Origin of the sequence: Pseudoalteromonas sp. APC 3358 (assembly GCF_030408075.1) — a bacterium.
GTDB classification, from domain to species: Bacteria; Pseudomonadota; Gammaproteobacteria; order Enterobacterales; family Alteromonadaceae; genus Pseudoalteromonas; species Pseudoalteromonas arctica.
This window is the reverse complement of sequence record NZ_JASDCE010000001.1, coordinates 340901-354470: the sequence shown is the minus strand read 5'-3', so window position 1 is coordinate 354470 and position 13570 is coordinate 340901. Positions and strand designations below refer to the sequence as shown.

The window sequence follows — 13570 nt, the reverse complement described above, 5'->3', positions numbered from 1 at the left end:
AATTTTGCTTAATGGTCTAAAACCATGCTGTCTTGTAGTAGTTCTACTTCACGCTTAGCTTTTCGTTGTAAATACGTTGAGGCAAATACCCCAGATAACGCACCTACCATGCCTGCCATTGTCGGGATAGTTGCTTTAGATACCCCTGATGCCATTGAACGCGCACTCCCTGTGCCGGTAATTGCCATTACATCAAACACTTCTATCATGCCCGTTACAGTGCCTAACAAACCAAGTAGTGGGCACAAAGCAACCATCACATTAATCAAAGAAAGATTGGTGTTTAAGCGCATACCTGCTCGCGATATCATCGCTTCGCGTATTTGCTCTGCGTTCCAACTATTACGTTCTGCACGGTTAATCCAATCGGTTTTCACACCCTGTTTATAGCTTCGAAAACCGTTGAAAAAGTAAATAAATCGCTCGAGTATCAATAACCACATCGCGAAGATTAACACCCCGATGACCAAGAGAACTTGGCCACCAGTGTCGAGAAAATCACGGATAGCATTGATTGAGTCAATCAATAGCACCATGGTTTATGCTCCCTTCTCGCTACGCTCTGCGATAATACCGGCGCTCTGCTCTTGAATAGTTAACAAAATATTTTTAGCGCGCGTATTAAGTAAGGTGTATAAAAATACCGTTGGTATTGCTACCACTAAGCCTAATACCGTTGTTACTAGTGCTTGAGAAATACCACCTGCCATAAGCTTAGGATCCCCAGTACCAAATAAGGTGATTGCTTGGAATGTATTGATCATGCCTGTTACCGTACCTAATAAACCTAACAGCGGTGCAACAACAGAGATGATTTTAATAAGTGTTAAATTACGCGTCACTTTTGGCATTTCACGTAAAATAGCTTCACTTAATTTAAGCTCAAGTGTGTCGTGTGAAACACTCGGAAATTGATCTTTTACTTTCATTACACGTCCAAGCGGATTGTCATCACGTGCAACTGTATCTTTAAGCTGACGACGAATTTTACCGCCCATGATCAATAATGAGAAAAAACGCTCCAGTGATATAAGGAGTGCAATAACACCCACGCCTAAAATCACATAACCAACAGTGCCACCTTGATGAACACGTTCTTGTGTATCGGGTGCTTGAACTAATAAACCAAGAATAGAGCCGCCTGTTGGGTCAAGTGCGAATTGCACCACACCGCTTTTAGTACTTTGAAGATCGTCTGCCGTTGCGGTAAAGCGCGATACAGGTTGGCGAGTTAATTCGCTCAAAGAATTAGTCGAGGAATTAAACTCTAAATACTTACCGTTTGATATAAGGTTAAATGCACCCACTCGCACAACTTCTTGCTGTGCTTTAGTACCGCCTTCAACAATGACACTTGCGTTAAAACGACTTACTTTGCCTTGCTCGGTCATTTCGCGCTGTAGTTCAAACCATACTTTTTCAATATCTTCTATTGAAGCAAGTTTTGAAGTTGAACCCATTTTTTGAGCAAGGTCATCCATAAACGTACTACGCCCAGCAATCTGGGAAGATATAATTGATGTCGCAAACTTATTACTAGAATCACCTGCTACTTGCTGTAACACGCCAAACAATTCTTTAAGGGAACCCATTCGTTTAGAAAGCGTGCCTGTTAAGTTAGCAAGTTTTACTTCATTTTCTTCAAACTGCGTTTCTAAGCGCTCAGACTCCACCAGCATTTGATTACGCTTTGCTTGGGTATTTTTAAGCGTTTGTACTTGCTCGTTTTGACGAGCAGTAAACTCTTGTTCGCGCTGCTTATTTTGCTCGCTTTGAGCTGATTGACCATTTTCGAGCGTTTTAAGTAATGAATCTAGGTTCATTGGCTCTGCCGCTATACTTGCACCAGTAATGCTTAGGCTTGCAGCAAAAAGAGCTATTTTTGTCATTTGAGTAAACAATTTCATTTTTAACCTCTTATTCTGCTGCATGTACTGGCAGAGTTAACATATCTGGGGCAAGTTGCTTACGCGCAATACGTAAGCCTTTATTAATTTGGCTTATTGTAGAGTCTGGTAATGCTTCAAATGATTTTGTATCTGCATTCCAACTACCTGCTTTTTTACCATCGCGTGTTAAGTAAATAAGCTCTAAACGGCCAATGCGTAAAAAATCGACTTCACGCTCTTTGTCATCCACGTTTAAAAGTGCGGTATAGGCTTCAATAGTGCGCCCGTAGTCTACTTCTACTTGATAGGCTTCAAGTACACGGCGAAATTTTTCACTTGAATTGATATCAGCACGATTCATCATTTCATTTAAAGATGTAACGCGCTTAGTGCGCTCATCAGCTAAAAATGGAATATCTAAAGATACAAACTGCTCAAGGCCTTCAATCATTCTAAGCATTAGCGGCGTAATTTGACGTTCAATAATAGAAACCTGATCCATAGACAGGTTTAAAGATTCCATCTCTTCTACTTGATTATTTAACTGTTTAGTTAGCTGAGCGTTGTAAACAGCTAAACCATCAATTTCTTTATTGAGGGTTTTAAATTGCTGTAAACGTCCTTGCATTGAATCTGCAATCTTGTCTATTTTTGTTTGTGATTGCGCAGCTGATTTATTAATTTCACTGCTTTTATCAATAACCTTATCTAAATCGTTTGCGTGTACTGCTGCACTTGCGGCCACAATACCAGCTAAGATTAATGGTTTAACGCCTTTCATCGCATACACCTTTACTCGTTAGTTAGCGGATTTGCTAGTTTGTTTTTTTAGGTCATAAACTTTGTTATATAAATAATTTATAACTTAATAATTTCAATGAGCAGGAGTTTATAGATGAAACATGACAAGGATGTTGCGCAAAAAAGTCGCTTTTATGACAATGGTAATAATTAAGACTTACGAGGGGGTTTTTAAGATGATAAGAGCATTTGTTAGCCAAATGCCCTATAAACAGGCTGGATTATTTTAAAATTGAATTAATTTGATTAAGGGAATAATGCCAATCGGTGTAATTTATTTCAATTGGGTATGCTTTATTACCTTTAATAAGCACTAGTGAGGGAAAACCTTGGATTGGTAGTGTACGAACAAAGGATAACTCAGCTTTAAATTCATCATTAAGCTCGCTTGACGTTAGCTGCGCGGTAAACTCATTTTTATCTAAGCCAATCTTTTCAGCCAAACTAATTAATGTACTTTCATCTGACGGGTTTTGCGCATTTAGGTAATAAGCATTTTGAATTGCAGCCACCATTTGAGCTTCTTTATCCGCTTTACGCGCTATAAGTGCGGCTCTACATGCGGGATACGTTGAACGCCTTGGCTGGCAATCGCGCCAAAAGTTATAATTAAATTGCGTACCTAACTGCGCTGAAATTTTATGCCAAGTACCCTCAAGCATCTCTTTCATATTTTGTGGCATTGGGTCTTGGCTATCGGGTGCTAGGCCACCTACTTTATATTCAATTGCTACTTTACCAGCAAGCTCTGATTTTAGCTTAAGCCAGGTTGGTGAGTAACCCCAACACCAGCTACACATTGGGTCATGAACATATATTAATTTACTTTGAGACATATTAATCCTTCAACTAGTTCGAGACGACACTATTACGACCAGCAGCCTTTGCACTATAAAGAGCTTCATCAGCTTGTTTTAACGAATCATCATATTCAGTTACTTTATTTACTTGGGAAATACCAATACTACAGGTGATTGAAATACGCTGCTTGTCATCAGTAAATATAACGTGCCCTGCAACAGCCTCTCGAAATTTGTTTGCTATTACAGTGGCTGTAGAAACAGTAACCTGCGGTAAAATAACAACAAACTCCTCACCGCCATAACGGGCCTTTAACGCAGTTGCCAAAAACTGAGATTCAAGGAGCTTGGTAAATTCAATCAATACCGTATCACCAAAATCGTGACCATGCGTATCGTTTAAAGATTTGAAGTTATCTAAATCAATTAACAAAATTGAAAAAGGTAAGTACTGCTCTGGGCGTGTTTGGGCAAGCTTTAAAAAATGAGAGGTAATAAAACGTCTGTTTGCTATACCCGTAAGGGGGTCGGTATAAGCATCTTGTTTTTGCTCTAGCGTAATATCGGCAATAGCCATGTGGCTTTTATGCCTAAAATACTCACCAATAAATGAGAATAAAAACACCATAGAAAAGGACGCTATAAATCGTGTTTTTTCTACATTGCCATAGCTAACTTGACCAAAATCAGGGCCGTATAAAATAACAATACAAGAAAACAGTAAAGTAAAACCTAACCAAGCACCTAATCTGACCCCTAAAGATGCAAACGTCACTACAGGATAAAACATTAGCCAATATAGCGCGGTGTTGTCTTTACCACCGGTATAAACAAGTGCAACAAACATCATGCACACAATGCTCATACTTATTAATGCCACTACTTGAAGATTACCCGTTCTTATAAAGTAGATAGAACAGCTTATATTTGTAATGTTAACGATAATTAATGAAGCAGTGAGTATCGGTGAGTAAACCTTATAATTCAAAAACACTAATACAGCAATCACCACAATTGATATCCCAATCATGGTAAATAAAGAAAACGCTTTGCGTTGCATGTCTGAGCTATAAACACTGTCGATATTTATTAGACTGAGCCAGTTTGGTTTATTTACATTTTTTTTAGTCATTAATTTTATACTTTAAACTTTTGAACCATATTTTCTAAGGCACTAAACTGCTGTTTTAGTTTGGTACATTCGTTAAGTGTGTCATTTAAGTTAGCCTTGCCTTGTATAGAAAGCGCACTAATTGTTTGAATATCAGTATCTAATAACTTAACAACTTGGTTTTGCTCATCGGTTGCACTGGCCACAGAATGATTTGCATCGTTAATTTGCTTAATAGCTTGTATAACATGACTCATTAAATTGCCGACGGCATCTGCTTGTTGTACGCTTTTTTCACTGTCTTGAAGGCTTGTTTTCATAAGCTCTACAGCAAGGTTTGAGCCTTTTTGTAACTGGCTCACCGTGTCTTCAATTTCTTGCGTTGATTGTTGAGTGCGGTGTGCTAATTGGCGTACTTCATCTGCTACAACGGCAAAACCGCGTCCTGCCTCTCCTGCTCTAGCGGCTTCTATTGCTGCATTTAGTGCCAATAGATTAGTTTGCTCGCTTACACCTTTAATAACTTCAAGCACTTGCCCAATACTGGCTGTGTGCGTATTTAAACTGTTTATAGTTTGCTGAGCTTTCTCCATATTAGCTGAAAGCTGGTGGATGGTTGCAACGCTGTGGCTTAATGCTTCTTGGTTTTGTGTTGAGTGCTCATCTGCATTTTTAGCAAGCTGCGATGCACTCTCTGCATTATTTGAAATATCCATTGATGTAGCTGAAAACTGGTTAATAGCCGCTGCAACACTATCGGTTCGTTTACTTTGATCATCATACATAGACAGCGATGAATGTGTTTGTGATACCAAGCTCTCAATAGCTGTATCTAATTGCTCTGTTGACTCTTTTACCTGCTCTATTGAATGCTGAATTTTTTCGATGAAAATATTAAATGAATGGCTTAAGTCGCCAAACTCATCATCATTTTCAACGGTTAAGCGCCTTGTTAAATCGCCTTCGCCTTGTGCTATATCTTTTATGGCATCGTTTAAACGGTTCATAGGCTGCATTAAATAGCGTAATAAAAGCTGCATCATAATAATGATAGTAATGATCCCTATCACCATAAAAACAGCCGCAGTTTGGCCAAAGTTAGAAACGCTGACATACGCTTTATCTTTATCTATGACAACACCTAGGTACCAATCTACGTTTTCAATACCACTGATTTTTGTAAACGAGATAAGCTTAGACTCTCCGTTTATCTCGTATTGGGTAAACTCACTTTGCAAGGGCGTATTAGTACCAAAAATGTCTGATGTATTTTTTAAGTTTAACTTAGCATTAGGATGGCTTAACACTTGACCTTTGTTATCGAGTAAAAAACCATAACCGAGACCTAAAAAATCAATATCGTTAATAATTTTAGTCACGGTTTGCATATCAATATCGGCACCTGCAACGCCGCTAAACTGGCCATTTTGTAGCATGGGTACTACCGCTGAAATTGTAAGCTCGTTAGTTGTTACATCAATATAGGGAGTTGTAAAAGCGGTATTTGATTTGTTTTCGACTAATTTGTACCAAGGGCGAGAGGTCGCATCAAAATCAGCAGGTAAAACAACTGATTGATCGTTTAATATAAACGTGCCGCTGGATTTACCTATATACGTATTTTTAAAGCTTCCGGCAAGCTCTGCAGTATTTAATTGTGAAAGGGTGAGTGCTTTAGAATCATTAGCTTTATGGGTTTTAGCAATTGATATAACAATCGCCAACTTTGCATTTAACCAACTCGCTATATTTTGTGAAACAGATTCGGAATTTTGTTGTAATACTAGGCTTAACTGCTGCTCGGTTTGCTTGCGCATCGCAATGTAGTTATTAAAAGTAAATAACCCTAGCACCAAAACCAAAATTAAAGAGGCTACAATAGTCACTTTGGAAGTGAATTTTAACGAGTTAAGCATATACATCCTTTTTATTATTTATCTTTATTATCCATACAGTTTTAGCAAAAATTTAGCTAAATGTCCTAATAAATAAGGCTTGTGACTAGGTTATTAGATAAAAATAAGGATAAAGGATTAAAAAAAATGGCTGTAGGGGGTAACTGACTAATATTGAAATAAATTGTGACTCGTATTAATTACTTATGGAACGTTCCTATTAAATGTAGCTTTATAAGTGACTGAATACGTATTCAGTCACTCTTGTATAGTCTGTTATTTCCACTTATTTGCTAAGCGAACAACATTTAATCCGTACCATGCAATAAATACATAACATAGCATTGGAACAAAAAAGCTTTGCTGTATATTTACTGTGTCAGCTATAAACCCTTGCAGTAATGGTACAAGTGCACCACCTACAATAGCTAAGCACAACCAACCAGAACCCTTACTGGTCAATGATCCTAGTCGCTCGATTGCAACTGAAAATATAGTCGGGAACATAATTGAGTTAAATAAACCAATTGCCAATACTGAATATAAAGCGACGTCACCTTGAGTAAAAATGGTGATCAGCAATAGCGCAATAATACTAAATGCATTAAATGCGATCGCCTTAGAAGGCGCTATTTTTTGTAATAATACAGAGCCAATAAAACGCCCTACCATTGCCCCGCCCCAGTAATAACTAATAAGTGCAGCCGCAGTATGCTCTTCAAGTCCTGCTATGTGCGCCTCACCAAAGTAGTTAACTAAAAAGCTGCCAATGGCAACCTCCCCACCTACATAACAAAATATAGCAAGTACACCCATAGTTAAGTGCGGTGCTTGAGTTAATGAACGAGATTCTACTGCAGCATTATTTTCCTCTTTATGGGCTTCAATTTCTGGAAGCTTTATAAAGGCAAATATAATAGCGATAAGTAATAAGGCACCAGCAAGCATTAAATAAGGCACTTTTACAGACTCAGCAGTTGCTGCAGAAGCAGCTAGACTACCTGCTGTACCAAAAAATAATAAACCACCTACATAAGGCCCAACGGTAGTACCAAGCGCATTAAGTGCTTGTGCCAAATTTAAACGAGAAGAAGCTGTTTTTTCGCTCCCAAGAGCAGCAACATAAGGATTGGCAGAAACCTGAAGCACCGTTACACCAGCGGCAAGTACAAATAAAGCGCTCAAAAATAGCCAGTACTCATGTACTACAACAGCAGGATAAAACAACATACAGCCAATTGAAGCCACAATTAAACCAGTTAAAATCCCTTTTTTATAACCAAACTGCTTAACTAAAATCCCCGCAGGGATAGAAACAATAAAATAAGCACCAAAAAAGCAAAACTGTACTAGCATCGCTTCAAAAAAGCTTAAATCAAATACGCCTTTTAATCGTGGTATTAGTACATCGTTTAAAACAGTAATAAAACCCCATAAAAAAAATAGGGTCGTCATTGCAGTCAGTGGAAACAGATAATTTTTATTTGGCTGTTCGTTGACCGCGAATGATTGATTTGTATTTATTTCACTCACGTCGTTTTCACTCCATTAACAAGTTGAAAACGATTCTACATGTTTATATATAAATTAGTCAGCGCAACAAAGGAACGTTCCAATTTTATGGCTTGCATTGAGTATTTGTCGTATTGATAATACGGTCTATCTCGCCACTATTATGAAACTGATAAAGCCCTTCATTTATGTCCTCTAAGACTAAAAGCCATTTAGGTGTAAGCTTACTAATAGCAAAATATAAAGGGTTGTATTGCAGAGGAATGCTTTCTTGTTCAATGGAAGAAAGCAAAGATTGTTTTTCAGGTTTAGTTAAAGAAGAATAAGTTACAGAGAATTTAAGAACTTGAGGGTCGCCTATAATCAAATCAACACGTTTAGCAACCAGAAGCTGAACAAGCTGTAAATCATCAACAGAGGTAATAACTTCAAACTCAGCATTGTCCATCATGGCATCAAACTCAGGCGTATTTTGATACCCACGAACAACACCAATCTTTTGCCCTTTAAGCGATTTTAAGTTTCCAGTGAAACGGTCTATATCGCCTTTCCTTTTTAAAAATGCAATTTCGCCACCTTTAAAGGAATTAGATAAACCGAGTAATTCTCGACGTGTTTTACCAGTAACATAATCGGAGGGGGCTGTATCTTCTATAAAGTATTCAGGCATTAATATATCAGCTTTGCCTAGTTCTACATTTCGTACAGCTCTAGCCCAAGGCAAAAATTCAATATATACGCTGTAGCCCTTACTATTTAATAGAGCAATTGAAAATTGATAAACCCAGCCTTTATTACATAAATTATTACCAATATAAGGAGGCCAATCGAGTGTGGCTAAATGGAGTGTTTGTTTGGGGTTTTTCGCTTCATAGAGCACTCCTGATTTGTGGTAATGTCCAGTTAAAACATGTTGAGTACCATTTTGATAATACTCAACTGATGTTTCAGCAAAACAATTACTACTTGTCAGTAATAATATAAAATAAAACCAGCGCATTTTAGTATCTATTTATGATTTATAATGTTTTTAAGTTTAGCCAAAACTAACATTTTTGCACAAATAAACCTTAACTAATCAGCTTTTTGCCACCTCATTTTATTGTTTGTATCACGTGAGCTAATAATAGTATCGTCACTACTCTCAACGCCGCCTAATTTAGCTAAGCGATCATACAAAACAACATTACAGGTAGCCGCTAAGTTCATGCAGCCAATAGTTGGAATATATACCACTTCATCACACCACTTTAAAACGTCTTTTGATACAGAGCCATCTTCTGGGCCAAAAACATAAAACGCATTTTCAGGATGCTTAAACTCAGGTAAAGGTGTTGCACCTTCAATAAGCTCAATAACAACAACGGTTGCGCCCTCTGGTTTTACCGCTTCTAAACTATTAGTTTCAGTTAAAGGGATACGCTCAAGTGCGTTCTTAGTATCGGTATGAAACTTTTTAGCGTTTAAGTAACGATTACCTGTAAAAAACACCTGTTTGGCATCGTAACAACCTGCTGCACGTAATACACCGCCAACATTAGTCGGGCTTTTAGGATTGATTAACCCAATTACCGCTTGTTGTTTGCTCATTACTCAGCGTCCTTTGTTGGCCACTCTGCGATGTACAAATCAAAGTCGTCTAGCTTTACATCGCAATCTTTTACTGTTTTGTCTTTTACAGAAATACCTAGCTCATGCATCTTTGCTTTATCGCCACTGTTTAATAATGGGTGCCAAGAAGCCAAACCCCGGCCTTCATGTAAACGACGGTAACTGCAGCTTTGTGGCATAAAAAAGATGTCTTTAAGGTTTTCTTTTGTGAGTTTTACACAAGAAGGAACAAGCGTTTGGCGGTTTTCGTATTCGCTACAACCACAGGTGTTGTTATCAAGATACTGACATACAATATTAGTAAATATTAATTGCTCACCTTCGCGTAACTGATCGGTGGCGGTAAATTCGTCTTCATCTTCGCTATCAATAAACGTATTTAAACAACATTTTCCGCATCCATCACAAATGGCTTCCCATTCGTTTTGACTCATGTCGCTTAAGCTTTTTTTAAGCCAAAATTGTGTATTTGCTAATTGTTGATCAAACATAGTTTACTCGTGCCCCCTAAAGAGCGCGCATTCTACCGTATTGCTGTAAATGGCGCAAAGCCAATACCCTTTCAAAGTACAGGCTTTGCGCTACAAATTAGCTTTGAGATTTAACCCAACGCTTAATTTTTTCCTCAAGGATTGGCATTGGCAATGCGCCATCAATTAATATTTGCGTGTGGAACGCTTTAATATCAAATTTATTGCCGAGTTCTTTTTTAGAAAAATCACGTAATTCTTGAATTTTAAATTGCCCTAACTTGTAAGAAAGCGCTTGGCCTGGCCATGCTATATAGCGCTCTACTTCAGCAATTACATCACTTTTAGCCATAGACGAATTTGCAAGCATGTAGTCTATACCTTGTTGACGCGTCCACCCTTTTGCATGAAAACCAGTATCAAGCACTAAACGCATTGCGCGTAATTGCTCATCCGATAAACGTCCGTACCACATATAAGGGTCGGTAAATAAACCTAGCTCTTTGCCTAAGCTTTCTGCGTAAAGCGCCCAACCTTCTGCAAACACAGTGTAACCACCAAATTTGCGAAAATCAGGTAAGCCCTCTATTTCTTGCTGAAGTGCTATTTGAAAGTGATGGCCCGGGGCTGCTTCGTGAATCGATAAAGTTTCGAGTAAAAATTTAGGCTGCGCTTTTAAGTTATAAGCATTGATATAAAAAATACCAGGGCGAGAGCCATCAGGCGCCGGAGATGCGTATGATGCACCAGCTGCAGACTGCGCTCTGTATGCTTCAACCGCTTTTACAACGTAAGGTGCTTTGGGTGCGATGTTAAAAAGCAGAGGCAAACGTGCGTCTATTTTTTTCTTAACGTTTTCATATGCCGCAATTAACTCCTCAGGCGTGTCGTAGTAAAATTCATCTGAATCACGTAAATGGTCAAAAAACTCAGGTAGCTCACCTTTAAAGCCCACGGTTTCTTTTACTTTTTTCATTTCGCTTAAAATACGCGACACTTCACTTAAACCAATGTCATGAATTTCATCAGCAGATAAGCTAAGCGTCGTGTTTTTCTTAATTTGGTATTCGTACCATGCTTTACCATTTGGTAAGTCACTATAACCAACGCTTTCTCGGCTATTAGGAATATACTGATTAGCTAAAAAGTCACTCATGCTTTTATAAGCCGGAACTAAGTGCTGCATAATCAATTGACGATACTGCGCTGTAATTTTTTGCTTTTGCTGTGCGCTAAACGAGTCTGGTAATTTTTTAATTGGTCCCCAAAACAGTGAATCTTCGGCATTTTTAACTACATGAGCTGCAAATTGTGGCTGCAGTTTTTCAGCAAGTGGTTTTGGTAACGTAATACCTAGTTTAATGCCTTGTGCCATTGAGCGCTCTACACTAGCTAGCCACTTTACAAAACCTTCGCTGCGCGAGATAAAAGCCGTGTAATCTTCAGCGGTATTAAACGGCTGAGCACTTTGACCTGAACCAAAACCTGCAAAGGTGTTATGCGCACCCGCCATTTGGTTAATTGGTAGTAAATAATCAGGAAACTGCATGCCTTCTAATTTAAGTGCAAGGTCGCGCTCTAATATTTCAAAACTTAAAAGCGACTGCCCTGTTAACTGTGCTTTATCTATAAAGTTTAAGCGCTGTTGATATTTTTTATAAAAAGCCGCTTTTTTAGCTCTATTTTCTTTTGAAATCTCAGGCGTAAATTGATCGTTAAACTCGTTACGACCATTATACGTTGCGCTGATGGGGCTATATGTAAGCGATTCATCGTAATACTGTGCAACAAGTACATCGAGCTGTTGCTCTGCCGAAAGCTCTGAAACAATACCTGCCGATGCGTTAACGGTGTTTAACTGCGCACTGGTATTAGTGTGTGTACTAAGCTCAGTATTCATACAGCCACTTAAAGCAAACATAACGCCACTGGCAACTAATGCTAATTTAATTGATTTCATGATAATCCTTTTTAATAACGTTTTTTGATTATGCGCATTAAGCCTTACTTAATAAAGTAATTACGATAGATTGCGTTCATCGTATTAATTTGCACTTTTATCTGAGCTTGTTACATTTCTATTAATTCAAATATGATTTAAAAGAAAAATAAAATGAAAAAACAACTACTCAGCACCTCTATTGCCTTACTTTGTTTAACTACTTTTAATGCCCATGCCGTTACATACCTATCGGCTAAAGCCATGGTTAATGTGGAAGATGGCAAACTCATTAAATCGCCCTTGATTACTATTGATGATGGCGTAATTACAAACATTGAACAAAATAAAAAACCAACGCTGACTAAAGATGATGAACATATTCAACTACTTGATTTAACCCTTATGCCAGGTTTAATGGATATGCATGTGCATTTGACAAGCGATCCGACAGTGCCGCGCAGTGAACGTTTAGGCCAATCGGTACCGCGTATGGCGATTAAAGCGGCTCATTTTGCTAAAAGAACCTTAGAAGCCGGATTTACAACTGTACGTAATGTTGGCGCAGAAGGTTACAGCGTTATAGCGGTGCGTGACGGCATAAATGCAGGTGACATAGTTGGCCCTCGTATTTGGGCTGCAGGCCCATCACTCGGAATTACTGGCGGGCACTGTGATAACAACCGCCTACCTCCTGAGCTTAAATATACTTCAAGTGGCGTTGCAGACGGTCCATGGGCTGCGCGTATAAAAGTACGCGAAAACATTAAATACGGGGCAAACGCTATTAAGTTTTGCGCCACAGGTGGAGTATTTTCAAAAGGGACTAAAGTAGGTGCACAGCAGTATTCTTTTGAAGAAATGAAAGCCATCGTTGATGAAGCCCATATGCGAGATTTACCTGTTGCAGCTCATGCACACGGTACAAGCGGGATTAAAACAGCCATTAAAGCAGGTGTTGATAGCGTAGAGCACGCCAGCTTTTTAGATGACGAAGCCATAGCCCTTGCCAAAGAGCATGGAACTTGGCTTTCTATGGATATTTATAACACCGAATACACTTTGACTTATGGCGAGCAAAATGGTGTTGACGAAGAAAATCTAAATAAAGAACGCCAAGTATCAAAAAGGCAACGTGATAGCTTTAGCCGTGCTGTAAAAGCGGGTGTGAAAATGGTCTTTGGAACGGATGCAGCAATTTACCCGCACGGAGATAATGCAAAACAGTTTAGCCGCATGGTTGAATTTGGCATGACAGAACTACAAGCCATTCAAGCATCCACTATTAATAGCGCTAAGTTATTAAAAATGGATACTCAGTTAGGACAAATTAAAACCGGATTTGCTGCTGATATAATTGCTGTAAAAGCAAACCCTCTTAAAAACATTAAAACCTTAGAGTCAGTACCCTTCGTAATGAAAGCAGGTGTTGTTTATAAAAACCAATTGTAAATACACGCTATTAAGGCTGAGCTTACTTAGCCTTAATAAACCCCTCACCCATCTCAAACATCCTATAAAAGGTACAACGTACCTTTTATA

Annotated in this window: 12 protein-coding genes; 1 reads left to right on the top strand and 11 read right to left on the bottom strand. The window is 38.5% G+C overall.

Translation table 11 applies throughout. The annotated features are described in order from the left end of the window. Positions 1-8 precede the first annotated feature (8 nt). The 11 genes from QL995_RS01605 to QL995_RS01555 all read right to left on the bottom strand — a co-directional run bounded on the left by QL995_RS01605 (position 9) and on the right by QL995_RS01555 (position 12049). Entirely contained in the window at positions 9-536 is a 528-nt protein-coding gene (locus tag QL995_RS01605; RefSeq protein ID WP_024593980.1) for a MotA/TolQ/ExbB proton channel family protein, read from the bottom strand. 3 nt (positions 537-539) lie between these two features. Further along, a complete protein-coding gene (locus tag QL995_RS01600; RefSeq protein ID WP_290292019.1) occupies positions 540-1907 on the bottom strand; it encodes a MotA/TolQ/ExbB proton channel family protein in 1368 nt (455 codons plus the stop codon). Between the two features lie 10 nt (positions 1908-1917). Then, entirely contained in the window at positions 1918-2670 is a 753-nt protein-coding gene (locus tag QL995_RS01595) for a DUF3450 domain-containing protein (RefSeq protein ID WP_008169959.1), read from the bottom strand. Between the two features lie 241 nt (positions 2671-2911). Beyond that, positions 2912-3526, bottom strand: a complete 615-nt coding sequence (locus tag QL995_RS01590; RefSeq protein ID WP_024591046.1) for a DsbA family protein — start codon at positions 3524-3526, stop codon at positions 2912-2914. A 13-nt stretch (positions 3527-3539) separates the two neighbouring features. Continuing rightward, a complete protein-coding gene (locus tag QL995_RS01585; RefSeq protein ID WP_290292013.1) occupies positions 3540-4622 on the bottom strand; it encodes a GGDEF domain-containing protein in 1083 nt (360 codons plus the stop codon). A 5-nt stretch (positions 4623-4627) separates the two neighbouring features. Next, a complete protein-coding gene (locus QL995_RS01580) occupies positions 4628-6517 on the bottom strand; it encodes a methyl-accepting chemotaxis protein (RefSeq protein WP_290292010.1) in 1890 nt (629 codons plus the stop codon). A 255-nt stretch (positions 6518-6772) separates the two neighbouring features. After that, positions 6773-8029 (bottom strand): sugar MFS transporter, encoded by a 1257-nt coding sequence (locus QL995_RS01575; RefSeq protein ID WP_007583255.1) that lies wholly within the window; start codon positions 8027-8029, stop codon positions 6773-6775. An 85-nt stretch (positions 8030-8114) separates the two neighbouring features. Next, the gene (locus QL995_RS01570) at positions 8115-9008 is read right to left on the bottom strand and encodes a transporter substrate-binding domain-containing protein (protein WP_197237184.1); all 894 of its coding nucleotides are present in this window, start codon (positions 9006-9008) and stop codon (positions 8115-8117) included. 74 nt (positions 9009-9082) lie between these two features. Further along, positions 9083-9598: an RNA methyltransferase gene (locus tag QL995_RS01565; RefSeq protein ID WP_290292000.1), complete on the bottom strand. Its 516-nt coding sequence runs from the start codon at positions 9596-9598 to the stop codon at positions 9083-9085. Beyond that, positions 9598-10110, bottom strand: coding sequence for a YcgN family cysteine cluster protein (locus tag QL995_RS01560; protein ID WP_165736055.1), 513 nt, complete (start codon positions 10108-10110; stop codon positions 9598-9600). Before QL995_RS01560 ends, QL995_RS01565 begins: the two co-directional genes overlap by 1 nt. 97 nt (positions 10111-10207) lie before the next feature. Further along, complete coding sequence (locus QL995_RS01555; protein ID WP_290291992.1) at positions 10208-12049, bottom strand: DUF885 domain-containing protein; 1842 nt, start codon at positions 12047-12049, stop codon at positions 10208-10210. 153 nt (positions 12050-12202) lie between these two features. Between QL995_RS01555 and QL995_RS01550 the strand changes: the two genes are divergently transcribed. Beyond that, positions 12203-13480, top strand: a complete 1278-nt coding sequence (locus QL995_RS01550) for an amidohydrolase family protein (RefSeq protein ID WP_197150106.1) — start codon at positions 12203-12205, stop codon at positions 13478-13480. The last annotated feature ends 90 nt before the right edge of the window (positions 13481-13570 follow it).